The 23,517-nt window shown below is 67.9% G+C and carries 27 protein-coding genes; 11 read left to right on the top strand and 16 right to left on the bottom strand.

The window, feature by feature from the left end:
• Positions 1–179: 179 nt before the first annotated feature.
• The gene (gene ahpC / locus P6144_RS19425) at positions 180–743 is read right to left on the bottom strand and encodes an alkyl hydroperoxide reductase subunit C (protein WP_277769476.1); all 564 of its coding nucleotides are present in this window, start codon (positions 741–743) and stop codon (positions 180–182) included.
• 280 nt (positions 744–1,023) lie between these two features.
• The gene (locus P6144_RS19420; RefSeq protein ID WP_277769475.1) at positions 1,024–1,788 is read right to left on the bottom strand and encodes a sulfite exporter TauE/SafE family protein; all 765 of its coding nucleotides are present in this window, start codon (positions 1,786–1,788) and stop codon (positions 1,024–1,026) included.
• A gap of 168 nt (positions 1,789–1,956) precedes the next feature.
• Here P6144_RS19420 and epsC point away from each other — a divergent pair, with 168 nt between their 5' ends.
• On the top strand, positions 1,957–2,646 hold the full coding sequence (gene epsC / locus P6144_RS19415) for a serine O-acetyltransferase EpsC (RefSeq protein WP_277769474.1): 690 nt from the start codon (positions 1,957–1,959) through the stop codon (positions 2,644–2,646).
• The gene (locus P6144_RS19410) at positions 2,647–2,985 is read left to right on the top strand and encodes a DUF2794 domain-containing protein (RefSeq protein WP_277769473.1); all 339 of its coding nucleotides are present in this window, start codon (positions 2,647–2,649) and stop codon (positions 2,983–2,985) included. It abuts the gene before it with no gap.
• A 227-nt stretch (positions 2,986–3,212) separates the two neighbouring features.
• Here the strand turns inward: P6144_RS19410 and P6144_RS19405 are convergent, their stop codons facing one another.
• The 11 genes from P6144_RS19405 to P6144_RS19355 form a co-directional block, all read right to left on the bottom strand.
• Positions 3,213–4,322 carry a hypothetical protein gene (locus tag P6144_RS19405; RefSeq protein ID WP_277769472.1) on the bottom strand — a complete coding sequence of 370 codons (1,110 nt, stop codon included), beginning with the start codon at positions 4,320–4,322 and terminating at the stop codon, positions 3,213–3,215.
• Positions 4,323–4,520: 198 nt separating this feature from the next.
• Complete coding sequence (locus P6144_RS19400) at positions 4,521–5,414, bottom strand: SDR family NAD(P)-dependent oxidoreductase (protein WP_277769471.1); 894 nt, start codon at positions 5,412–5,414, stop codon at positions 4,521–4,523.
• Between the two features lie 186 nt (positions 5,415–5,600).
• Entirely contained in the window at positions 5,601–6,002 is a 402-nt protein-coding gene (locus P6144_RS19395; protein WP_277769470.1) for a Fe-S oxidoreductase, read from the bottom strand.
• Positions 6,003–6,116: 114 nt separating this feature from the next.
• Positions 6,117–6,413, bottom strand: coding sequence for a hypothetical protein (locus P6144_RS19390; protein WP_277769469.1), 297 nt, complete (start codon positions 6,411–6,413; stop codon positions 6,117–6,119).
• 236 nt (positions 6,414–6,649) lie between these two features.
• The gene (phoB, locus tag P6144_RS19385) at positions 6,650–7,342 is read right to left on the bottom strand and encodes a phosphate regulon transcriptional regulator PhoB (RefSeq protein WP_277769468.1); all 693 of its coding nucleotides are present in this window, start codon (positions 7,340–7,342) and stop codon (positions 6,650–6,652) included.
• Between the two features lie 18 nt (positions 7,343–7,360).
• Entirely contained in the window at positions 7,361–8,062 is a 702-nt protein-coding gene (gene phoU, locus P6144_RS19380; RefSeq protein ID WP_277769467.1) for a phosphate signaling complex protein PhoU, read from the bottom strand.
• 11 nt (positions 8,063–8,073) lie between these two features.
• On the bottom strand, positions 8,074–8,862 hold the full coding sequence (gene pstB / locus P6144_RS19375; protein WP_277769466.1) for a phosphate ABC transporter ATP-binding protein PstB: 789 nt from the start codon (positions 8,860–8,862) through the stop codon (positions 8,074–8,076).
• Positions 8,862–10,163 (bottom strand): phosphate ABC transporter permease PstA, encoded by a 1,302-nt coding sequence (gene pstA, locus P6144_RS19370; protein ID WP_277769465.1) that lies wholly within the window; start codon positions 10,161–10,163, stop codon positions 8,862–8,864. The genes pstB and pstA overlap by 1 nt, the downstream gene beginning before the upstream one ends.
• Positions 10,156–11,535, bottom strand: coding sequence for a phosphate ABC transporter permease subunit PstC (gene pstC, locus P6144_RS19365; protein ID WP_277769464.1), 1,380 nt, complete (start codon positions 11,533–11,535; stop codon positions 10,156–10,158). The genes pstA and pstC overlap by 8 nt, the downstream gene beginning before the upstream one ends.
• A complete protein-coding gene (locus P6144_RS19360) occupies positions 11,535–12,545 on the bottom strand; it encodes a PstS family phosphate ABC transporter substrate-binding protein (protein WP_277769463.1) in 1,011 nt (336 codons plus the stop codon). The genes pstC and P6144_RS19360 overlap by 1 nt, the downstream gene beginning before the upstream one ends.
• Positions 12,546–12,639: 94 nt before the next feature.
• Positions 12,640–13,842 (bottom strand): ATP-binding protein, encoded by a 1,203-nt coding sequence (locus tag P6144_RS19355; RefSeq protein WP_277769462.1) that lies wholly within the window; start codon positions 13,840–13,842, stop codon positions 12,640–12,642.
• A 211-nt stretch (positions 13,843–14,053) separates the two neighbouring features.
• Between P6144_RS19355 and P6144_RS19350 the strand changes: the two genes are divergently transcribed.
• From P6144_RS19350 to P6144_RS19330, 5 genes are all read left to right on the top strand, one after another.
• Entirely contained in the window at positions 14,054–14,440 is a 387-nt protein-coding gene (locus P6144_RS19350) for a hypothetical protein (RefSeq protein WP_277769461.1), read from the top strand.
• A gap of 172 nt (positions 14,441–14,612) precedes the next feature.
• Positions 14,613–14,882 (top strand): HPr-rel-A system PqqD family peptide chaperone, encoded by a 270-nt coding sequence (locus P6144_RS19345; RefSeq protein ID WP_277769460.1) that lies wholly within the window; start codon positions 14,613–14,615, stop codon positions 14,880–14,882.
• Positions 14,879–15,736, top strand: a complete 858-nt coding sequence (locus tag P6144_RS19340; RefSeq protein WP_277769459.1) for an HprK-related kinase A — start codon at positions 14,879–14,881, stop codon at positions 15,734–15,736. Before P6144_RS19345 ends, P6144_RS19340 begins: the two co-directional genes overlap by 4 nt.
• Positions 15,733–16,743, top strand: a complete 1,011-nt coding sequence (locus tag P6144_RS19335; RefSeq protein ID WP_277769458.1) for a nucleotidyltransferase family protein — start codon at positions 15,733–15,735, stop codon at positions 16,741–16,743. The genes P6144_RS19340 and P6144_RS19335 overlap by 4 nt, the downstream gene beginning before the upstream one ends.
• Positions 16,744–16,828: 85 nt before the next feature.
• Complete coding sequence (locus tag P6144_RS19330) at positions 16,829–17,194, top strand: VOC family protein (protein ID WP_277769457.1); 366 nt, start codon at positions 16,829–16,831, stop codon at positions 17,192–17,194.
• Between the two features lie 27 nt (positions 17,195–17,221).
• On the opposite strand, the gene P6144_RS19325 is transcribed toward P6144_RS19330, so the two are convergent.
• Positions 17,222–17,896 carry an HAD-IA family hydrolase gene (locus P6144_RS19325; protein ID WP_277769456.1) on the bottom strand — a complete coding sequence of 225 codons (675 nt, stop codon included), beginning with the start codon at positions 17,894–17,896 and terminating at the stop codon, positions 17,222–17,224.
• 74 nt (positions 17,897–17,970) lie between these two features.
• On the opposite strand from P6144_RS19325, the gene glmU reads away from it, so the two are divergent.
• From glmU to glmS, 3 genes are read left to right on the top strand one after another with little or no spacing between them, the layout of a single operon-like run.
• Positions 17,971–19,326 (top strand): bifunctional UDP-N-acetylglucosamine diphosphorylase/glucosamine-1-phosphate N-acetyltransferase GlmU, encoded by a 1,356-nt coding sequence (glmU, locus tag P6144_RS19320; RefSeq protein WP_277769455.1) that lies wholly within the window; start codon positions 17,971–17,973, stop codon positions 19,324–19,326.
• The gene (locus P6144_RS19315; RefSeq protein WP_277769454.1) at positions 19,323–19,733 is read left to right on the top strand and encodes a hypothetical protein; all 411 of its coding nucleotides are present in this window, start codon (positions 19,323–19,325) and stop codon (positions 19,731–19,733) included. The genes glmU and P6144_RS19315 overlap by 4 nt, the downstream gene beginning before the upstream one ends.
• Positions 19,734–19,764: 31 nt before the next feature.
• Positions 19,765–21,588 carry a glutamine--fructose-6-phosphate transaminase (isomerizing) gene (gene glmS, locus P6144_RS19310; RefSeq protein WP_277769453.1) on the top strand — a complete coding sequence of 608 codons (1,824 nt, stop codon included), beginning with the start codon at positions 19,765–19,767 and terminating at the stop codon, positions 21,586–21,588.
• A 3-nt stretch (positions 21,589–21,591) separates the two neighbouring features.
• Here the strand turns inward: glmS and P6144_RS19305 are convergent, their stop codons facing one another.
• Positions 21,592–22,152, bottom strand: coding sequence for a GNAT family N-acetyltransferase (locus P6144_RS19305; protein ID WP_277769452.1), 561 nt, complete (start codon positions 22,150–22,152; stop codon positions 21,592–21,594).
• Positions 22,153–22,258: 106 nt separating this feature from the next.
• Here P6144_RS19305 and P6144_RS19300 point away from each other — a divergent pair, with 106 nt between their 5' ends.
• The gene (locus P6144_RS19300; RefSeq protein ID WP_277769451.1) at positions 22,259–22,549 is read left to right on the top strand and encodes a hypothetical protein; all 291 of its coding nucleotides are present in this window, start codon (positions 22,259–22,261) and stop codon (positions 22,547–22,549) included.
• Between the two features lie 45 nt (positions 22,550–22,594).
• On the opposite strand, the gene P6144_RS19295 is transcribed toward P6144_RS19300, so the two are convergent.
• A complete protein-coding gene (locus P6144_RS19295; RefSeq protein WP_277769450.1) occupies positions 22,595–23,248 on the bottom strand; it encodes a tail fiber protein in 654 nt (217 codons plus the stop codon).
• Positions 23,249–23,517 lie beyond the last annotated feature (269 nt).

Here is a 23,517-nt window from a genome sequence, read left to right as displayed (position 1 = left end):
GCGGTGGTCATTGTGGGGCGCGGCCGCATCTCTCTGGCCGCATCACCGGTTGCCCAGTGGACCCCGGCACAGGGCCGGGGTGACGAGCTGGATACAAAACGGCCCGGGACGATAGGGATGGCATTCGTCCCGGGCCGCGATGGGCGCCCGAAAAAGGGGGCTAACGGGCGCCTGGGGGATCAGATCTTGCCGACCAGGTCGAGCGACGGCGCGAGGGTCTCGGCGCCTTCTTCCCACTTGGCGGGGCAGACTTCGCCCGGGTGCGCGGCGATGTACTGCGCAGCCTTGATCTTGCGGAGCAGCTCGGCCGCGTTGCGGCCCACGCCCTCGCTGGTGATCTCGACCAGCTGGATCACGCCTTCCGGATCGACGACGAAGGTGCCGCGGTCGGCCAGGCCCTGGCCCTCACGCAGCACGTCGAAGTTGGTCGACAGCACGTGGTTCTGGTCGCCCAGCATGTAGTAGTTGATCTTGCCGATCGCGGGCGAGGTGTCGTGCCAGGCCTTGTGGCTGAAGTGCGTGTCGGTCGAAACCGAATACACCTCGACGCCCATCTTCTGGAGCTGCGGATAGATGTCCGCCAGGTCCTCGAGCTCGGTCGGGCACACGAAGGTGAAGTCCGCCGGGTAGAAGAAGAACACCGCCCACTTGCCCTTCACGTCCGCGTCGGTGACCTGGACGAACTTGCCTTCCTTGAAGGCCTGCGCGGTGAACGGCTTGATGGTGCTGCCGATGAGAGCCATTGCTTGGTATTCCTCCGGAACGGGGGTTGTTGTTGCAATGGCGAGATAGTGCTGCTGCGCCGCAATGTGAAATTGGAAAGCCCGTTCGCGATGATCGGTTTCATCGATCAATTCCGATAAATTGATTGATCGGGTGAATTATCTGCAATGCCATGCAGTTATGAGTGTCACACCACGCTGTTCACACCCGCTCTTATAAAACGCGTAAATTACGAAAACTGCTGCGTTGCAGGATAGTTAGCGCGGGGCAGGGCGCGCCTGGCGTGGCGCGCCCTGTGGCTCAATGGTTGAGCGCGACGTACACCGACCAGGCGCTGGTGATGGTCAGCAGCACGCCGACCAGCGCCATCAGCGCCCGGGTCGGCACCCGCTTGGCGAGCATTCCGCCGAACGGCGCTGCGACCAGTCCGCCGATCAGGATGCCCACGGTCTGCAGCGTGAACGCTGCCCAGCCCAGCGTCGCGATGAACGCGGCGGAGACGGTGGTGGTCAGGAAGAACTCCACCGTGTTCACCGTGCCGATCGTGGTGCGCGGGGAAGCGCCCTGGACGAGCAGGTTGCTGGTCACCACCGGCCCCCAGCCGCCGCCGCCCGCCGCATCGAGGAAGCCGCCGGCCAGGCCGAGCGGCTCGATGATCTTGGGCTCGCGTGGCTCCACCTTCCCGCGCCAGGCACGGTAGAGCAGGTAGATGCCGATCGAGGCGAGATAGGTCATCACGAAGGGGCGGGTGACCGATGCGTCGACGTTGCTCAGCACATAGGCGCCCAGCACGCCGCCGATCACGCCGGGGATCAGCAGCCGGCCGAACAGCTTCCAGTTGACGTTCTTGTGCCAGATATGGCTCGCCCCCGAAGCGGCGGTGGTGAAGGTCTCGACGGTGTGGACCATCGCGGAGGCATGCGCCGGCGGCACTCCCATCACGCTGACGAGCAGCGTGGAGTTGATTACCCCGAACGCCATCCCCAGCGCGCCGTCGACCATCTGGGCGGCGAAGCCCACGGCGATGAACGGCAGCAGGGCGGACAGGTCTATTCCAAAGATCATTCGCACCTTGAAGGTTGGGCCGGGACGGAATGGATGGCCGCCGTAACAAGTTCCAACAAGATACATCCGCTTTAGCGCGGCAAAGCCCAATATGGGCATCGGCATGGGCCGTTCTGGAATTCCGGCGGCTAAGCTATTATGTGGGCACCCGATCAAAGGGGACCGGCCATGTTGCAGCGCCTGGTGGCGTATCTGGATTCGATCAAGGCGCGCGATCCCGCGCCGCGATCCCGCGCGGAAATCCTGCTCTATCCGGGCGTATGGGCGCTCGGCTATCACCGGATCGCGCATGCGCTGTTCCGCAGCCGCCTCTATTTCCTCGCCCGCGTGGTCAACCACTGGTCGCGCTGGGTAACGGCGATCGACATCCATCCGGGTGCGAAGATCGGCCGCAACTTCTTCATCGACCACGGCTTCGTCGTGATCGGCGAGACGGCGGAGATCGGCGACGACGTCACCATCTACCAGTGCGTCACGCTGGGCGGCACCAGCCCCGACAACGGCGTGGCCGGCAAGCGCCACCCGACGATCCTCGACGGCGCGATCCTCGGCTCGGGCGCGCAGGTGCTGGGGCCGATCACCGTCGGCGAGCGTGCCCGTGTCGGCGCCAATGCCGTGGTTACCAAGGATGTCGCGCCGGGCGCGGTGATGGTCGGCATCCCGGCCAAGCCGACGCTGGTCGAGGCCGAGAAGTGGCAGAAGGACTTCGTGCCCTATGGCACGCCGTGCAGCGAGCTGTTCGATCCGCAGACGCAGAAGCTCGAGATCATGCGCTGCGAGCTGGAGGCGATGCGCAAGCGGCTTGACGCCGTGCTCGCCGAACGCCGCACCGATGGGGAGCAGCGCGACAGCGCCTAGATGGGAACCGTAACGCCGCTCCCTCTCGGACGCCCCGGCCAGGTCGGCTTCGATCGCCCGGAGCTCACGCGCATCCTCGATCTCTACGGCCGCATGGTCGCCGCCGGCCATTGGCGCGACTATGCGATGTCGTTCGATCTCGACGCCGCCGTGTTCGCCGCCTTCCGCCGCGCCGCCGAGCGCCCCGAATTCCGCATCGAGAAGCGCCCGGCGCTGCGCAACCGCCAGGGCATGTGGGCGCTGGTCGGCGAAAGCGGCACGATCCTCAAGCGCGGCCACGAGCTCGGCCCGGTGCTGGCGCCGGTCGAGCGCCGGCTGATGAAGCTGGTCGAGGAATAGGCCAGCATCGAGAAGAAAGCTGTTCCCCGGCGAAAGCCGGGGCCCAGGGTTTCTCTGCCATGTCGCTCGTGCCCCTGGGCCCCGGCTTCTGCCGGGGAACAAGCAAGTTATCGAGCACCCGACGAAAAACCCCTCCCGCGCCGGAGCGCGGGAGGGGCAGGGTATTGAGAGCCGGGCTGGGGACCTGAGCTCTCTTCCTCCCGGAGGAGGAACCGGCCTGGGTCCAATCAGGCCGTAATCAGTTGGGTCGGCGGCAGCCGCTCCTCGAGCCCGCCGAGCAGGCCGACGACGATGCGGCGCATCGGCTGCCAGAAGGCGGAGAGCAGCAGCAGCGCCGAGCCGATCACCAGCGCGGTGAGGGCGGCCGCCAGCTCGACCGCGCCGGTCGCCTGGAACAGCGCGTACATCGCCCACAGCACGTAGATCAGGCTCGAGACGAGCAGCGCGCGGCGGTCCACCGCCAGCGCCACGAAGGCGAAGACGACATAGAGTGCGATCACCACGGCCGCGGTCGGGCCGGTCACGTCGCCGTCGAACACGCCGAGCATGTGGAATACCGGGTGCGCGATCAGCGGCGCCGCGGCGAGGTGGAGCCAGAAGGCCACGTCCGAGCGGCGGGTGCGGCGCTCCAGGTCGCTCATGTCCCAGCGCATCGCGAAGAAGAACATCGCCACGCCGGCAACGAGCAGCGCCTCGTTTACCCAGTCCTGGGCCTGGGGCACCAGCGCGAGCAGCATCGCCACGCCCATGCCGACAACGACCATCGCGCCGGCGGCGACGGTGATCGGCACCATGAAGCGCTTCCAGTGGATCCAGGCGGCCGCCGCGGTCAGCAGGCCGACGATCGCGGCGATGCCGGCGCCAAGCTGCTGGCGCTGCAGGTCGGTGGCGATCCGCATCTGCTCCTCGATCCAGGGGATGTTGGCGGCGAAGATGCCCGCCAGCGTCGCGCCCACGCCGCCGACAAAGCCGAACAGCAGCAGGATCGAGGGCAGCGCCATCCGGCGCCGCGCAGTGAAATATTCGGCGAGCAGCCAGCTGGTCACGGCCACGGCGATGCCCCCGCCGATCATGTAGCCGCCGACAATCCGCGGCTCCGGGCCCGCGCCGATCAGCATCTCGCCGAAATAGGCGCCGATGCGCCCAGCGGCGACCAGGATCAGCGTCGCGGCAATCGCCACGAAGATGTCGTTGAAGCCGGTGAGCAGCTTGAAATGCTCTTCGTCCACCGCAGGCGCCGATCGGCGCTCGGCGACATAGTTGCGCAGCGCATTGGCCGCGGCGGGCGAAAGCGCCCCCGCTTCCACGGCACTGGCCAGATCGCTCTCGCTATACATGGCAGTCTCCTCCTGTGGGGGAGGATATACCCTATGTGTATTAGTGAAGCAATACGGTAAGGCGGGTTGAGTCGCCCCTTCGTTCCGTCATCCCCGCGAAGGCGGGGATCCATTGCGGCTGACGTCTAGGAAGATCCGCAAGTTCGGCGTCAATGGATTCCCGCCTTCGCGGGAATGACGAACTGGAAAGGAGGTCGGCTACCCCTTCTGCAATTTCCCCAAAATCAGCATCGTCTGCTCCGCCCCCGATCCCGGCACGATTTCGCCCGTGCGGTCGGTGATCTGTGCCCATTGCGCCTGCACTGCCTCGGGCGTCAGCGCTTCGAGCTTGGCGCCCTGGGTCAGCGTCACATAGGCGGCCTGGACCACGCCGCCGCCGGCACCGACGATCATGTTGGTCGGTGCGTCCTCGCTCACCAGGAACAGCGCGGCAGGCGCGACATTCTCGGGTGCGAAGGCCTTGAACGCTTCCTCGGGGAACAGGTCCTCGGTCATCCGCGTGCCCGCCACCGGCGCGATCGTGTTGACCTTGATCCCGTATTTCGCGCCTTCGAGGTAGAGCGTCTTGGTCAGCCCGGCGAGGCCGAGCTTGGCGGCGCCGTAATTCGCCTGGCCGAAATTGCCGAACAGCCCGGTCGAGCTCGCGGTCATCAGGATGCGCCCGTAATTCGCCTCGCGCATCGTCTCCCACACTGCCTTGGTGCAGTTGGCCGATCCGATCAGATGGACGTCGACGACGAAGCGGAAGTCCTCGGGCTCCATCTTGGCGAAGCTCTTGTCGCGCAGCACGCCGGCATTGTTGATCAGGATGTCGATCCGGCCCCATTTTGCCTTGGCCGCCTCGACCATCGCGACCATGTGGTCATAGTCGGTGACGCTGCCGCCGTTCGACATCGCCTCGCCGCCCAGCGCCTCGATCTCCTCGACCACCTTGAGCGCCGCGTCGGAATGACCGGTGCCGTCACGCGATCCGCCCAGGTCGTTGACCACCACCTTCGCCCCGCGCTTCGCCAGCTCGAGCGCATAGCCGCGGCCCAGCCCGCCGCCGGCACCGGTGACGATCGCGACGCGGTCCTTGAAGTCGATGGTCATGCAGGCTCTCCTTTGCCAGAGAGCTTAGCCACATCCGCCATCCCGACGCCACAGCCGTCATCCCCGTTGCACCGTCATCCCGGCGAAAGCCGGGATCTCAGGCGATGGCGGGAAAAGAGTCGCCCGAGATCCCGGCTTTCGCCGGGATGACGGTTTGGGGCGGGCGCGTGCACCCGCCCCAAACCCTCACCGCGACTGGCGGCAATGGTCCTTGATGGTCTTCGAGCAGCGCGGATAGCTCTTCGGGTCGGAAGGCATCGGTGCAGCAGCCGCGGGCGGAGCCGGCGGAGTCGGCGCGGCCTCGGGGGCTGCCGGCGCGGCCGGCGGCGCGGGCGGGGTCGCTGCATCCGGGGCAGCGGGGGTTTCCGGCGTGGCGGGCGGCGGCGTGGTCGGCGGTGCCGGCGGCGTCGCGGGATCGGCTGGGACCGCAGGCGCGTCGGGCGCCGGCGGCGGGGTAGCCGTGTCGGTCGGCGGTGCCGGGGGCGTCGGCGCCGGTGCCGGGGCGGTCTGCGACGCGGTCTGGGGCACGTCCTGCGCAAAGGCGGTGCCGCCAAGCGCCAGGGCCGATGCGAGCAAGATGAACTTCATTGCGATTTATCCTCTCTCATCCCCCGCCCGTCGTCCCCCGAAACGCATGTGCCGGGCGCAACGTTGCGCGCCCGGCACATTTCGGTCCCGCAAAAAGGGGCGTTCGGCGTGCGATCAGCGCCCGCCGCGCTGGCGGCAGCCGTCGAACTGGCCGCGCTTGCACACCGGGTAGCTTTCCTTGGGCGCCGGCGGCGGGAAGGCCTCGGTCGGCGTCTGGGTGCTCGGTACGAACACCACCTGGGTGCCCGGGGGCGGGGTGGTGCCGGTGCTGAACAGCGGCGCGCTCGGGGCATAGCCGCCCAGCTTGCTGGCATCGTTGTTGGCTGGGGATTCGGCCTTCTGCGCCGAAGTCTGCGCATGCGCGGCGCCGGCGACGAAGGTCAGCGCGGCCGCGAGGGCAAGGAGCTTCATGGGGTGCGTCTCCTGAAATCGGGCGCGTTCGTTACGCCCGGACCCAGCAACGCGAGGGGGGAGGGGATGGTTTCGTTAAATCGCGGTCATCTTCTCTCCTCCCGTCCGTGCACCGCGCCGTCATCCCCGCGCAGGCGGGGATCCATTCTGGCTGGCTTCCCGAAGGAAGCGGGACGGCGGTGCCAATGGATTCCCGCCTGCGCGGGAATGACGAGCTATGGTGTCGGGAGAAGGCCCTAGTTCCCCGCGTCGAGCGCGTATCCCGCCGAGCGCACGGTGCGGATGATGTCCGGCCGGTTGCCGTGGTTGATCGCCTTGCGCAGGCGGCGGATGTGCACGTCGACGGTGCGGCTCTCGATATCGCTGTCATGCCCCCACACCGCGTCGAGCAGCCGCTCGCGCGAGAACACCCAGCCCGGATGCTCGAGGAAGTGCTTGAGCAGGCGGAATTCGGTCGGCCCCAGCTGCACGAGCTCGCCGCCGCGGCGGACCTTGTGGCCCACTGTGTCCATCTCGATGTCCGAATAGGTCAGCGCCTCGCCGGCCAGCGCCGGGCGCACGCGGCGCAGCACGGCGCCGACACGGGCGACCAGCTCGCGCGGGGAGAAGGGCTTGGTGACATAATCGTCCGCCCCGGTCTCGAGCCCGCGCACCCGGTCCTCTTCCTCGCCGCGCGCGGTGAGCATGATGATCGGCACGTTCGCGGTCTCGGGCATGCGGCGCAGTCGCCGGCACACTTCGATGCCGCTCAGCCCCTCGACCATCCAGTCGAGCAGCACGATGTCGGGCGTCGCCTCCTTGGCGAGGAGCAGGGCTTCCTCGCCGTCGGGGGTGTGCTTCACTTCATAGTCTTCGCGCTTGAAGTGATAGGCGACGAGCTCCGCGATCGCGGCGTCGTCCTCGACGAGAAGCATTTTCACTCGGGCCATGTTTTCCCCATTCCCCGCTCAGTTCGCTCCGGCCTCGCCGGTCTCGCGTTCGGCCATGTACTCGCCGGTTGCCGCGAAATAGACCATCTCGGCCACGTTGGTGGCGTGATCGCCGATCCTCTCCAGGTTCTTCGCCACGAACAGCAGGTGCGCCACCTGGCTGATCGTCTTCGAATTCTCGACCATGAAGGTCACCAGCGTGCGGAAGATCGAATCGTAGAAATCGTCGAGCGCGTTGTCGCGCGCGCAGATCCGCACCGCTGCCTGTGCATCGCGCGCCGAATAGGCGTCGAGCACGTCGTGCACCATGTCCGCCGCCAGCTGGCCCATCGAAGGCAGGATCGAGACGACTTCGATCCGCTCCTCGCCCTCGGCATGGATCAGCGGCACGCGCTTGGCGATGTTCTTGGCATAGTCGCCGATCCGCTCGATCACCGCGGCGATCTTCAGCGCGGCGATCACTTCGCGCAGGTCGTCGGCCATCGGCGCGCGCAGCGCGATCACGCGGACGACGAGCTTTTCCAGCTCGGCCTCGATCGCGTCGATCTGCTTGTCCTTCTTGCGCACTTCATGGGCCAGCTCGGCATCGCCGCGCGAAAGCGCCAGCATCGCGTCCTCGATCGCCTGCTCGGCCAGCCCGCCCATCTGCGAGATGAGTGCGCGCAGCTGGCCGATGTCCTGATCGAACGCCTTGACGGTATGTTCCTGGCCGGTCGACATGTTCCTCGCTCCTAGCCGTACCGGCCGGTGATATAGTCCTTCGTCCGCTCCTGCTTCGGCGCGGTGAAGATATTATCGGTATCGCCATACTCGACCAGCTGGCCGAGGTGGAAAAAGGCGGTCTTCTGGCTGACGCGCGCCGCCTGCTGCATGTTGTGCGTGACGATCACGATCGCATAGCGCCCGCGCAGCTCGTGGATCAGCTCCTCGATCTTGGCGGTGGCGATCGGGTCGAGCGCCGAGCACGGCTCGTCCATCAGGATCACTTCGGGGTCGACCGCGATCGCGCGGGCGATGCACAGCCTTTGCTGCTGGCCGCCCGAGAGTGCAGTGCCGCTGTCGTTCAGCCGGTCCTTCACTTCGTCCCACAGGCCGGCGCGGCGGAGCGACTGCTCGACGATCCCGTCCAGCGCCGCCCGCGAGGTCGCCAGGCCGTGGATGCGCGGGCCATAGGCGACGTTCTCGTAGATCGACTTCGGGAAGGGGTTGGGCTTCTGGAACACCATGCCCACGCGGGCGCGCAGCTGCACCACGTCCATCGCGCTCGAATAGATGTCCTCGCCGTCGAGGCGGATGTCGCCGGTCACCCGCGCGCTCGGGATGGTGTCGTTCATCCGGTTGAGCGTGCGCAGGAAGGTCGATTTGCCGCAGCCCGAAGGGCCGATGAACGCCGTCACATGATCCATGTCGACATCGATCGAGACGTCGCGGATCGCCTGCTTGTCGCCATAGGAGACGCTGACGCCGCGCGCCGACATCTTGTGCGCGGAAGCGGCAGGAGAGGATGCGGCGTCGGTCATTACCAGCGGGTCTCGAACTTGTTGCGAAGATAGATGGCCAGCCCGTTCATGGCGAGCAGGAACACCAGCAGCACGATGATCGCCGCGCTGGTCTTCTCCACGAAGCCGCGGCTCACTTCGTCGGACCACAGGAAGATCTGCACGGGCAGCACCGTGGCGGGGTCGGTGAAGCCGCCCGGCGGCGTCACGATGAAGGCGCGCATGCCGATCAGCAGCAGCGGTGCGGTCTCGCCCAGCGCGCGCGCCATGCCGATGATCGTGCCAGTCAGGATGCCGGGCATGGCGAGCGGCAGGACATGGTGGAACACCACCTGGATCCGGCTCGCCCCGATGCCCAGCGCCGCATCGCGGATCGAGGGCGGCACGCCCTTGATCGCGTTGCGGCTGGCGATGACGATCACCGGCATGATCATCAGCGCCAGCGTCACGCCGCCGACCAGCGCGGCCGAGCGCGGCAGCAGCGGCCCCATCTGCACGCCGAACAGGCTCCAGCTGCCCAGGAACACCGCCAGCCCGAGCAGCCCGAAGATGATCGAGGGTACCGCCGCCAGGTTGTTGATCGAAACCTCGATCAGGTCGGTCCAGCGGTTCTTGGGCGCATATTCCTCGAGATAGATCGCCGCGAGCACGCCGATCGGGAAGGCGATCAGGAAGGTCACCGCCATGGTCAGCAGCGATCCCTTGAGCGCGCCCCAGATGCCCACCGCCACCGGGTCGGTCGAATCCGATTCGCTGAAGAAGCCGGCGTTGAACCCGGTGTGCAGCTTGCCCGCGCCGTCGAGCGTCTTCGCCAGCGGCGCCGCGGCGGGATCGTTGCCGCGCAGCCCCTGCTCGATCTGGGTCGATGCCGGCACCCACAGCATCGCCTTGCGCCCGAGCAGCGAGGGATCGGCCTTCAATGCCTCGCGCACCTTGAGCCAGGCGGCGTCGGACAGCACCGGCACGCTCTGCGGGCCATAGGCGGCAAGCGCGGCGTTGGCGACCTTGTCCTCCAGCTCCGCCCCCGCCAGCGCCAGGTTGGCGCCCGGCGTCGCGAGCTGGGCGGGATCGACCTTCAGCGCCATCGCCGGGAAGTCGAGCGGCAGCGCGATCTCGGTGCGGGTGAAGCCGCGCCAGCCATTGGTCACCATGGTGAACAGCAGGAAGGCGAGGAACGCGGCCGACAGGATCACCGCCAGCATCCCGAACAGCCTGAAGCGCCGCTCGCGCGCATAGCGCCGGCGGATGCGCTTCTGCATCGCCTCGGTCTTCCAGTCGGTCGGCGCACGCGCGGGCGCAGCCTCGGGAGCGGGCTTATTCATAGGCCTCCCGGTATTTCTTCACGACGCGCAGCGCGACGATGTTGAGCAGCAGCGTGATGACAAAGAGCGTCAGCCCCAGCGCGAAGGCCGCCAGCGTCTTCGGGCTGTCGAACTCGGCCTCGCCGGTCAGCAGGTCGACGATCTGCTTGGTCACCGTCGTGGCGCTCTCGAACGGGTTGAGCGTGATGTTGGCGGCGCCGCTGGCAGCCATCACCACGATCATCGTCTCGCCGATCGCGCGGCTGACGGCGAGCAGCACGCCCGCCACCACGCCGGGCAGGGCAGCGGGCAGCAGCACCCGCGAGATCGTCTCGCTGTGCGTCGCGCCCATAGCCAGGCTGCCGTCGCGCATCGCGGTCGGCACCGCGGCAATCGAATCGTCGGCCATCGAGGAGACGAACGGGATGATCATCACGCCCATCACCAGCCCCGCCGCCAGCGCGCTCTCGGACGAAGCGAAGGGCATGCCGAGATGCACCGCCAGATCGCGCACCGCCGGCGCCACCGTCAGCGCGGCGAAATAGCCGTAAACCACCGTCGGCACGCCCGCGAGCATCTCCAGCGTCGGCTTCATCCAGGCGCGGACGCGCGGCGCTGCGTACTGGGTCAGGTAGATCGCGCTCATCAGCCCGAAGGGGATGGCGACCAGCATCGCGATCACCGCGCCGATGAAGAAAGTGCCCCAGAACAAGGGCACTGCGCCCAGCGACTTGCCGGGGTCGGACGCCTCGATCACCTGCGGGCTCCAGTGCGTGCCGAACAGGAAGTCGGTGATCGGCACCTGCTCGAAGAAGCGCAGCGATTCCCACAGCAGCGACAGGAAGATGCCCAGCGTCGTCAGGATCGCGATCAGCGAGGCGACGAGCAGCGCCAGCATCACGATCCGCTCGACCTGGTTGCGCGCCTTGAGTTCGCCGCGCACCCGCGACCAGGCGAACAGGCCGCAGGAAAAGGCGAGCAGGATCGCGATCCCCCCGCCGATCCAGTTGTAGCGCGCCTCGGCCGCGCGGGTCGGCGCGGCGAGCTGCTGGGCCAGCGGATCGAAAGCCCTGGCATCCTCGGGATTCTCGGCGACGCGCTTGGCCTCGGCGAGCAGCGCGTCGCGCTCGAATGCGAACTGCGGCAGCTGCGCCGCGGCGGGATGCTCCAGCACCGCGCTGCGCACCAGCCCCGGCGAGAGCGAGGCCCAGACGGTGACGAACAGCAAAGCCGGCAGCACCGCCCAGGTCGCGACATACCAGCCATGCTGCGAGGGCAGCGAATGCAGCCGCTTGGCGCCGCCGCGATCGATGCGCTGGGCGCGGGCGCGGCCGGTCAGCCAGCCGATCAGGCCCAGCCCGGCGATCAGGAAGAGGAGCGCCAGCGGGTTCATCAGTGCAGCCCGGCCGGGTCGAGCGGCGTGCGCTGCGCCAGGATCTCGAGCGAGCGCGCGCGCACCGCGTCGGGGGCGGCGATCAGCCCGCGCCGGGCGAGCTTGCCCGCCGGATTCCACATCGTGCCATAGAGCTTCAGGAAGTCGGCCAGCCCGGGCACTGCGCGCAGGTGGCGCTTCTTCACATAGAGGAACAGCGGCCGCGCGCCCGGATAGCTGCCATTGGCGATCGTCGCATAGCTCGGCGCGACGCCGTCGATCGGCACGCCGTGCAGCCGGTCGGCATTCTCCTCGAGATAGGAATAGCCGAACACGCCGATCGCATTGGGGTTCTGCGCCAGCCCCTGGACGATCAGATTGTCGTTCTCGCCCTTGTCGATGTACGGCCCGTCGTCACGGATGCGCTTGCAGCGATTGTCGTAGGGGCTGGTGTCCTTCGCCGCCTTCATCGCATGCGCGGCCGTGTCGGCCTCGGCGCAGCCCGGCTCCATCACCAGCTCGACCAGCGCATCGCGCGTGCCGCTGGTCGAGGGCGGGCCCATCACCTGGATCGGGATGGCGGGCAGGCGCGGGTTCACGTCGCGCCAGGTCCGCGCCGGGTTGCTGTCCTTGCCGAACGGGTGCGCGGCGAGCGCCAGGTACACGTCCTTCTTGGTCAGCGTCAGCTTCGGCCCGTTGTTCGCCTCGGCGAGCGCCACGCCGTCGATGCCGATCTGCACTTCCAGTATCTCGCCGACCTGGTTGCGCTGGCACTCGGCATATTCGCTCTTCTTGATCCGCCGCGAGGCGTTGGCGATGTCGGGGAACTGCCAGCCCACGCCTTCGCAGAAGCGCTTCAGCCCCGCGCCGGTGCCGATCGATTCGACCACCGGCGCGCGGTGCCCGCTGCCCTGGTTGACAAAGGCTTCGGCCACCGCGGTGGTGAAGGGATAGACCGTCGACGAGCCGACCACGCGGATCTCCCGCGCGCTGTTGCCGCCACAGGCAGTCAGCGTCAGCGCGGTCGCCACGAGAGCCAGCCTGCCGAAAATGTCGTGTCTCCCGGGAACGGCGGAAACGGGCGAGAATCGCCCTGCGGTTCGCCCCGGCTCTGTTGCAGTACAGTTACGTCTTTATGACAGCGTGCACGGGAAGCATCACGCTCACCGTCGTGCCCTGGCCGACGGTGCTGGCGATGTCGAAGCGGCCGCGGTGCCGCTCGACGATGTGCTTGACGATCGACAGGCCCAGCCCGGTGCCGCCGATCGTGCGGCTGCGGCCGGGATCGACGCGGTAGAAGCGCTCGGTCAGCCGCGGCAGGTGCTCGGGGGGGATGCCGTCGCCCTGGTCGGTCACGCTCAGGCGCACCATCGAATCCCCCTCGGGCGCCAGGCGCACCAGGATCGGCGTGCCCTCGCGGCCATATTTCATCGCGTTGCCGATGACGTTGTGGAGCAGCTGGCTCAGCTGCGAGGCGTCGCCGCGCACCTTCTGCGTCTCGGCGATCTCGGTCACCACGTCGCCTGCGCGCGGCGCCCCCGAAAGCTCCAGGCACACTTCGTCGATCAGCTCGTCCATCGCCACCGGATTGTCCGGCGCGCGATATTTCTCCGCCTCGATCCGGCTCAGCGAGATCAGGTCGTCGATCAGCCGCTGCATCCGGCGCGCCTCGCCGTGCATGATCTTCAGGAAGCGCGCACGCAGTTCGGGGTCGTCGCCGGCGCCGTCCTCCAGCGTCTCGACATAGCCGAGCAGCGAGGCGAGGGGGGTGCGCAGCTCGTGGCTGGCATTGGCGACGAAGTCGACGCGGATGCGCTCGGTGGCATAGCTGCCGGTATGGTCGCTCAGCTGGACGATGCGGCGCCCGTCGCTCAGCGTCTCCACCCGCATCTCCCAGCGCTGGTCGCGCGTGCCCAGGCCGACCAGGTGGATCGGCTCGGCGGATTCGCCGTGACCCGGACTGAGCAGCGCTTCGGCGGCCGCGGGATGCCGGATCGCCACGCGCACGTCCTCGCCCAGGATGTGCTGGCCCAGCAGCGTTCGTGCGGGCGCATTCGCGGCGACCACGCGGCGATCGGCGATCAGCAGCACCGGCTCGGCGATCGCCTCCAGCACTTCGCCGATGCCCGGCCCCTCGGCGGCGGCGGGGGCAGCATCGAGCGGCCCCATCGCGTCGCTGCTCGCAGTGGCGAGCAGCACGGCGGCCACGCCGCATACCAGCATCAGCAGGCTGGTCTGCAGGTCGCCATGCAGCAACAGCCCCGCCAGCGCGCCGATGGCGACGATGCCGAGCGCCAGGAGCGCCTTGGTGCCGGTCGAGTGGGGCATGGGCGGTTCTTCTAGGGGGGGCTTCTCGTTCCGTCACCCCACAACTAATCGTCACCCCCGCGAAAGCGGGGGCCCATCTCCTGGACTGCCCGCGGGCGCACCGGCAGTTTGTGCCAATAGCGCACGAGATGGATCCCCGCTTTCGCGGGGACGACGATCGCGATCGTCGATTTACGATTGCGAAACGCCACCGGGCGCAGGACAATGCGCCATGGCAGACGAAGACCAGCTCCCCAAGGCAAGCCGCCGCGCGCTGATGCTGGGCGCCGCGAGCGCCTCGGCGATCGTCTCGATCCGCCCGGCGCTGGCGCAGACCAATGCTTCGGTGATGAACTGCGAGATCCCGGTCCCCGATCCGGGCCGCGCCGGCCAATATGTCGCCGCCGATGGCAAGCTCGTGCCTGCCGGCACCCAGGGCGCCTTTCCCGCGGCGGGCCGGCCGTTCAAGGCGGAAGAGGTCAAGAACGCGCTCAACGGCGGCACGCTGCCCGGCACCACCTACGAACAGAGCCGCGCCTACACCAATTACATCCGCCGCCTGCAATCGGGCACCAGCGGCTTCACCTGCTTCGCCTCGCTGCAGATGCCGCGCGGCTGAGCCGCTTTGGTATGCGATCGCCGAAGGGCTTTCTTCCTTCTTCGTCACCCCGGCCTTGTGCCGGGGTCCACCGCGCCGCACCGGAATGGCTTGAGCCTCTTGTCCATGGCTCGCCTCCTGGTGGACCCCGGAACAAGGCCGGGGTGACGGTTTTCTCAGGGGCAGGCGCCGCATGACCACCTACCGCGCCGCCCGGCCCGAAACCCTCCGCATCGTCCCGCTCGATGCGCTCACCCTGATCTATCACCGCGCCTCGGGCATCACCCATGTCGTCGACGCGCCGGTACCCGAGATGCTGGAGGCGCTGGCCGGCGACGACCTAAGCGTCGATCAGCTGCTCGCCCGCCTTTCCGAACGCTACGACCTGCTCGATGCCGATCCGCTCGCGCTGGCGATCAGGCTCGACGAGCTCGTCCAGGCCGGGCTGGTCGAGCGGCTGTGAGGCACGTCGCGTATCTCCGGATCGGCCCCGCCGGCTTCCGCATCGGCAGCGACTGGCGCGGCCCCGTCGCCGCGCTCGAGGATCTCTACCGCGACTATCCCCGGCCCGAGATTCCGGACTTCAACGTCCATCTCCGCGCCGCGCGGCCCTGGCGCAGGTTCATTCGCCCGGCGGTCCATATCGGCGGCGACTTCACCATTCCCGATGCCGCACCGCTGCCGCTCGCCCAGGGGCTGCTCGCCGCCGAGATGGGGATGAACCTGCAGATGGCGCTCGCCCAGCGCCGCTATCTGCTGCTGCACGCATCGGCGGTCGAAAGGAACGGCAAGGCGGTGCTGATGACCGGCATCTCGGGCGCCGGCAAGTCGACGCTCGCGGCGCTGCTGATGGCGCGCGGCTGGCGGCTGATGGGCGACGAGTTCGTGCTGATCGATCCCGCCACCGGCGCAGCGCATGCCTTTCCCCGCCTGGTCAGCCTCAAGAACGAGGCGATCGCGGTCGTTCGCGCCGCGCTGCCCGATGCCCGGTTCGGGCCGCTGCTCGCCGGCACGCCCAAGGGCGATATCCGCCATCTCGTTCCCGATGCCCGCGCGATCGCGGCGATGGCCGATCCGGCCGAGCCCGCACTGCTGCTCTTCCCGCGCTTCGGCTTCGATGCGGCCGAGCGCCCGGTGCCGCCCAGCGAAGCCTTTGTCCGCCTGACCCAGGCCTCGACCAACTATGTCCATTTGGCCGAGCGCGGCTTCGATGCGCTCACGCGTCTCGTCCGATCGGTCCCGGCGCGCGCAATAGACTATCCGGACACCGACACTGGCATCGCGCTTGTCGAGGCCCTGGTCGAGGCAGCGCCATGAACGCCGGCTGGCGCCTTGCCGCGGTGCTGCGCGATCCGGCCGCTTCGGGCGGCTTTTCCGGACGCGAGTGGACCGAACTCTTCGCCGTGGCGCGGGCGGAGCAGATGGCCGGAACGCTCGCCAGCCGCCTGGACGGGCTGGTGCTCCCGGCCCAGGTCCAGCGTCTGGTCGACGATGCGATCGCCTCGGCCGAGCAGGTCCGCCTGGCCGCCTTGTGGGAGGCGGAGATGGCCCGCCGCGCGCTGGTGCCGCTCGCCATGCCGGTGATCCTCCTCAAGGGCACCGCTTTTGCCGCGGCAGGCCTCTCGCCCGCGACCGGCCGCAATATCGGCGATCTCGATATCCTCGTGCCGCGCGATCGGATCGAGGAGGCGGAGGCCGCCTTGCTCGCCGCGGGCTGGGAATGGGTGAAGCCCGATCCCTATGACGACGCCTATTATCGCCGCTGGATGCACGAGCTGCCGCCGCTCATCCACCGCGAGCGTGACCGGATGATCGACGTCCACCACACCATCCTGCCGCTGACCGCGCGGATCCGCCCCGATGCGGATGCGCTGATCGCCGCCAGCGAGCCGCTCGAGAACGGCCTGCGCATACTTTCGCATCTCGATGTGCTGGTTCATGCCGTTGCCCATCTCCTCGCGGACGGCGATCTGGCCGGCGGCATGCGCAACCTTTGGGACTTTCACTGTCTGGTCCGGGATGGTGGCACCCAGGGCCTGGTCGAGCGCGCCCGCCACCACGCGCTGGAGCGCGAAATGGCCCGCGCCCTGCGCCTCGGCCATGCCCTGTACGGCACCGAGGTCCCCACCGAATATCAACGCCTTACGCTGATCGATCGCCTCCATCTCCGCCGCCTCACCGCCCGTGACGGCTGGGGCAGGGGCACCCGCCGGCTCACCCGGCTGGCCTTCTACATCCGCTCGCACTGGCTGCGCATGCCCCCGCTCATGCTCGCCCGCCATCTCTGGACCAAATACCGCAAGGGCTATCGCCCGGTCGGCTGAAGGCATTGAAACAAAAAGGGAACAAATCCTTGCCTTGTTGGAGCGGGCGCGCTATGCTGCGTGGGCTTTCGGCAGGAGGGATGCGATGTTCCGCAAGGTCGCCTTCACCATGTACCCGGTCACCGATCTCGCCCGGGCCCGCGCCTTTTACGAGCAGACGCTCGGCCTGCCGATCAGCCGTGCGCCCGAAGGCATTCCCTGGGTCGAATATGATCTGCCAGGCGGCGGCTGCTTCGCGCTCACTGATGTGACCGGGGACAAGCCCGCGGCCGATGCCGGCGGCACCATTGCCTTCGAGGTCGAGGATCTCGACGCGCTGTGCGCCGATCTCGAAGCCAAGGGCGTCACCTTCAAGAGCGACCTGATCCAGTCGCCGGTCTGCCGGATGCGCGTGATCCAGGACAGCGAAGGCAATGCCGTGCTGCTCCACCAGCTGAAGCACCGGGAGTAGCGGCTACAGGGGTGGGGCGCTGGAGGTCTAGGCCCCCAGCCGCTCCAGCGCCGGCACCAGCTCGGCGAAGGAATCGATCACCGCATCCGCGCCCAGTTCCTCCACCGGCTGCGACAGGAAGCCGAAGCGCACGGCGATGCTCGGCACCCCGGCATTCTTCGCTGCCTGCACATCGAAGATCGAATCGCCCACGAACGCCGCCCGCCCGCCGCCGCAGCGCCGGATCATCTCCTGGATCGGCAGGGGGGAGGGCTTGGCATTGCCCGGGCCCATCGTGTCGCCGCCGATGATCGTCTCGAAGCGCGCGCTCAGGCCCAGCGTCTCGATCAGCCGCACCGCCAGGTCCTCGCGCTTGTTGGTCACGATCGCTACCGTCACGCCTTTTGGCCCCAGCGCGTTCAGCGCCTGGCGCATGCCCGGAAAGGGCTGCGAATGGTCGGCGATATGGTCGCGGTACCAGTCGAGCAGCGCGGGGTGCAGCCGGTCGATCAGTGCCGCGTCATAGCCGCCCGATGCTTCCAGCGCCTGCTCGAGCATGTGTCTGGCGCCGCGCCCCACCATCGTCTTCACCGCCGCCACGTCGAGCAGCGGCCGCCCGGCCAGCCCCAGTGCGTGGTTGGTTGCGTTCAGCAGGTCGAGGCTCGTGTCGATCAGCGTGCCGTCCAGGTCGAAGCCGACGATGTCGAAGGGGAAATCAGCCATGGCGGTGCTGCCTGCCAGCCGGGCTATGGAATTGGCAAGGTTATCGTGGCAGGGGACGAGGCCACGGAGGACAAATGACGGCACCGATCGCAGCAATCATCCTCGCCGCCGGCAAGGGCACGCGGATGAAGTCCGACACCCACAAGGTGCTCCATCCCATCGCCGGCCGGCCGATGCTGCTCCACCTGATCGACGCGGTGAAGGCGCTCGGCGCCGAGCGCGAGGTCGTGGTGGTCGGCGCTGGCAAGGAGCAGGTCGAGGCGGCGGTGCATCCGCTCGGGGTCGAGACCGCCGAGCAGGCCGAGCAGCTCGGCACCGGCCATGCCGTGCGCATGGCCGAGGGGGCGCTCGCCGGCTTCCGGGGCGATGTCCTGATCCTCTATGGCGACGTGCCGCTCGTCACGCCCTCGACGATGCGCCGGATGCTCGACGCGCTCCACGGCGATGGTGGCCCCAGCGTCGTGGTGCTCGGCTTCCGCCCGGCGGATCCCGGCGCCTATGGCCGGGTGATCGTCGGCCCCGACGGCCGGCTCGACAAGATCGTCGAATACAAGGACGCGACGCCCGAGGAGCGCGCGGTAACCCTCTGCAATTCGGGCCTGATGGCGGTGCGCTCGTCGGACCTGTTCCGCCTCCTCGCCCAGCTCACCAACGACAATGCCGCCGGCGAATATTACCTCACCGACCTGGTCGAGCTGGCCCGCCGCGAGGGCCGCTTCTCGGTCGGCATCGAGACCGATGCGATCGAAGTGGCGGGGGTCAACAGCCGCGGCGAGCTGGCCGGGCTCGAGCAGGAATGGCAGCAGCGCCGCCGCGCCCGCGCTATGGTCGAGGGCGCCACGCTGGTCGCGCCGGAGACGGTGTGGTTCGCCTATGACACGGTGGTCGGCCGCGACGTGACGATCGAGCCGAACGTCGTGTTCGGCCCCGGCGTCTCGGTGGCGGACCGGGTGGTGATCCACGCCTTCAGCCATCTCGAAGGTGCCGAGATCCTGTCGGGCGCCGATATCGGGCCCTATGCGCGGCTGCGCCCCGGCGCGCGGATCGAGCAGGGGGCCAAGGTCGGCAATTTCGTCGAGATCAAGAAGGCGGTGCTCGGCCCGGGCGCCAAGGCCAACCATCTCAGCTATATCGGCGACGCCACCGTCGGGGCCGGGGCCAATATCGGCGCGGGCACGATCACCTGCAATTATGACGGATTTTTAAAGTACCGGACAGTGATCGGAAACGGCGCCTTTGTAGGAAGCAACAGCGCGCTGGTTGCGCCCGTCACCATCGGCGACGGGGCGATCGTGGGCGCTGGTTCGGTGGTGACGCGCGACGTCGAGAGCGACGCGCTCGGCATCACCCGGGCCGATCAACAGGTCAAGCCGGGCTGGGCACGGTCGTTCCGTGAGAAGATGAAGGCCCGGAAGGAGGCAAGGAAGTGATGCGCGCACGGACGATAGCCGCGATACTCGCCACGGTGGTTGCCTCGCCGGCGCTTGCCCAGGCACAGGCGGCGATGGGCCCGGCCCAGACGATCGAGGCGGTCGCCGCCTCGAAGACCGGCGAAGTGGAAGGCGTATTCGAGTTCGTCGTCGCCTCGGGCGGCGCGGGCGGGTTCAGCGCCTATCTCAACTCGGCGGCCGACTATCGCGATCCCGGCAACCTCACGATCGAGCTGCACAGCACGGCGCGCAACGCGCTCAAGGACAAGCTCGGCGGTCATGCCGAGGACGTGCTGGTCGGCAAGCGCGTGCGCGTGAAGGGCATTGCCCGCCGCGTGCCCGTCGGCTCGCATTTCCAGACGCGCATCGCCGTCGACAGCATCGACCAGATCCAAATCCTCGGCTGATCGCCGGGCTCTCAGCAGGAACACCCAAGGCATGTGCGGAATCGTCGGGATCGTCGGCAAGGAAGATGTTGCGGATCGCCTGTTCGACGGGCTGAGGCGCCTCGAATATCGCGGCTATGATTCCGCCGGCATCGCCACCGATGTCGACGGCCGGATCGAGCGCCGCCGCGCCTCGGGCAAGCTCGTCAATCTCGGCAAGGAGCTGGCGGCCAATCCGCTGCCCGGCACCACCGGCATCGCCCACACCCGCTGGGCGACGCATGGCGGCCCGACCACCAACAACGCGCATCCGCACGCCACCGCCGAGCTCGCGCTGGTCCACAACGGCATCATCGAGAATTTCAAGGCGCTGCGCGACGAGATGATCGCCCGCGGCCGCGTCTTCGAGAGCGAGACCGACACCGAAGTCGTCGCGCATCTGGTCAGCGAGAAGGTCGAGGCGGGCATGGCCCCCGCCGAGGCCGTGGCGGAGGTGCTGCCGCGCCTGCACGGCGCCTTCGCGCTCGCCATTCTGTTCCGCCAGCGGCCGGACCTGCTGATCGGTGCCCGCCTCGGCTCGCCGCTGGTCGTCGGCTATGGCGACGGCGAGACCTATCTCGGTTCGGACGCGCTCGCCCTCGCGCCGCTCACCCAGCGCATCGCCTATCTCGAGGAGGGCGACTGGGTCGTCATCACCCATGACGGCGCCCAGATCTTCGACAAGGACAACAATCCCGTCGAGCGCCCGATCACCATCTCCGGCGTCACCGGCGAGCTCGTCTCCAAGGGCAACCACCGGCATTATATGCTCAAGGAGATCTACGAGCAGCCGATCGTCGTCGCCCAGACGCTGCGCGCCTATCTCCAGCGCATGGAAGAGCAGGTCACGCTGCCGATCCCCGATTTCGACCTGTCGACGATCAAGCGCGTCACCATCGTCGCCTGCGGCACCAGCTTCTATGCCGGCATGGTCGCCAAATACTGGTTCGAGCAGTTCGCCCGCGTGCCGGTCGATCTCGATGTCGCCTCCGAGTTCCGCTACCGCGCGCCGGTGATGGAAGAGGGCGGGCTGATGATCGTGATCAGCCAGTCGGGCGAGACTGCCGACACGCTCGCCGCGCTCCGCCACGCCCGTGCCGAGGGCCAGACGATCGCCGCGGTGGTCAACGTCCCGACCAGCTCGATGGCGCGTGAGGCGGACCTGCTGCTGCCCACCCATGCCGGGCCCGAGATCGGCGTCGCCTCGACCAAGGCGTTCACCTGCCAGCTCGCGGTGCTCGCCGCGCTCGCCGCCAACCTTGCCAAGGCCAAGGGCAAGCTGACCCCCGCCGAGGAAAAGGCGATCGTCAAGCATCTCGCCGAGGCGCCCGCCGCGCTCAACGGCGCGCTTGCCTATGACGATGCGATCCAGGCGATGGCCGGCGTCGTCGCCACCGCGCGCGACGTGCTCTATCTCGGCCGCGGCACCGATTATCCGCTGGCGCTGGAAGGTGCGCTGAAGCTCAAGGAAATCAGCTATATCCATGCCGAAGGCTATGCCGCCGGCGAGATGAAGCACGGCCCGATCGCGCTGATCGACGATGCCGTGCCGGTGATCGTGATCGCCCCCTCGGGTCCGCTCTTCGAGAAGACTGTGTCGAACATGCAGGAAGTGCAGGCGCGCGGCGGCAAGGTGATCCTGATCTCCGACTATGACGGGATCGAAGTCGCGGGCGAGGGCACGGTGGCGACGATCACCATGCCCAAGGTCCACCCGCTGATCGCGCCGCTCGTCTATGCGGTGCCGGTGCAGCTGCTCGCCTATCATGTCGCGGTGGCCAAGGGCACCGACGTCGATCAGCCGCGCAACCTCGCCAAGTCGGTCACCGTCGAATAGCGCTCAGCGCGGCGCCGCCGTCCAGAGCAGCGTCCGGTTGATGCTGTCGCCGCCCGGCAGTTCCACGAAGCCCAGCCGCTCGTAGAAGGCCTGCGCCTGCGGGTTGTTGATCCCCACCTGGAGCGACACGCCGGTGGCGCCTGCCTGAAGTGCTGCGTCCTGGATCCAGCGGATCAGCGCGGTTCCCACGCCGCGGCCGCGCAGCGCGGTGTCGAGGAGCAGGTCGACGATCCGCCATTCGGCTGCCGAACGGTCGAGATAGAGCTTGCCGAGCACCGCACCGTCCCGCTCGGCGGACACGATCGCGTAGAAATCGGCCTTGGGGCGGTGCGCGACATAATGGACGTGCTGCAGCCGGAACTGGTCGTCGAGGAAGAGCTGCTTCTGCGCCGCGGTCCAGGGCGCGAGCAGCAGGTCCTTCTGCCGCCACAGATGGTGGATCCGCATGAGCGCCGGCAGGTCTGCCTCGCCGGCCCGGCGCAGGCGGATGCCGCACGCGTGCAGCGGGGCATCGTCGATCGGCTTGCCGCGGGCGGGGGGGAAGGGAGGGAGCGGAGACTGCATGGAGACTGCTTCAAAGCGGGGGTTTCGATATCTTGTCCGCATCCGTGCCGGCTGCAAAGAAGGGGATGTCCATCAGGCCCGGGCCTGAAAGGCGGGGGAGAGAGACATGCAGTTGCTGACAGCGGATGATTTCGAGCCCTGGGTCGGCCGCAAGGTGCGCATCGCCACGCTTCCCAACCCGGTGGAAGTCACCCTCGAGCGCATCGAACGCCGGCCGCCGCTCATCGGGATCGACACGCGCGAGCCGTTCTCGCTGTTCTTCGATGCGCCGAGCGCGGTGTATCTGCTCGATACCACTTATGAGTTCGATTGCGGCAAGGGCGGCCCGCACAACATCCATATCACCCAGTTGATGCCCTCGGCGGCGAGCCGCCATTACGAGGCGGTCTTCAGCTGATTTCCGCGGCATGGGGGCAGGGCGCAAACCCTGCCCCGATCCGGATCAGTTGCGCGACGGGAACACGCCTGCGGAGCAGATGCAGGTCATCACCGCCAGATAGGGCTGCATGATCGAGAAGGGCTGGCTGCCGCCGGCATTCTGCACGGTGACGCTGCCGCCGGTCAGGCCGCCCGTCGCCGTGCACGAGATGCCGCCCAGGTTCACTGCCGCGCCGCCGGTGGTGCCGGCCGGAACGTAGAGCACCGGGCTGGTGCCCACCGACGACGTATCGGCGGCGATGCCCAGCGTCGCGCCGGCCGCCGGCGCCGCGGTTTCGCTCGCCGCGGCGCCGCGGCCCAGCACGGTTGCCTGCAGCGTCGGCGTCACCGAGATCGCGCCGCCACCCTGCGGGGTGAATATCGCCCCGTGATTGTGAATGGGCATCTGGAGGGGGTTGAGCGTCACGCTGGGGGTGCCACCGATTTCACCCCAGCTGGTGGGCGGCAGGCCCGGGCCATTGCCGACGCCGATGAGCGCGCGGCCCTGCGCATCGGGGAGCTTGAAGGTCTGGACGCCGTCGCCGCCGAAGGTGGTGCCGAGCAGTGAGAACAGCGCGGTGTTCTGCGAAATCGAAAGTATCTGGCCTTGGCAGGTAAACCATCCGCGCGGTGCGAAGCTGAAGCCGACCTGCATGATCTGACCCATGAAATAGTCCATATACCCCTCCCGGAAGGTAATGATGCGTGGGCGGAATGGATGGAACTATGCTCGGCCCCGCCACGCCTGCGGCCGCAGGCAGTAAGGTGCCTTTTGCCATAGTTGGCAAGCCATAACGCTACCGATTCCGTCGCTACGGGTAGTATGGATGAAAGTTGTTCTTCATAATCACTGGGAAAATTATGATCTGAATTGGATCTATTCCGCAGTGCGGAAGAATTAAAAATAGAACCGTTTTGAAGCAATCTGTCCCATAAACTACCTGAATC

This window comes from Sphingomonas sp. HITSZ_GF (genome assembly GCF_029543155.1).
Classification (GTDB): domain Bacteria; phylum Pseudomonadota; class Alphaproteobacteria; order Sphingomonadales; family Sphingomonadaceae; genus Sphingomonas.
This window is presented reverse-complemented; position numbering and strand designations above follow the sequence as displayed.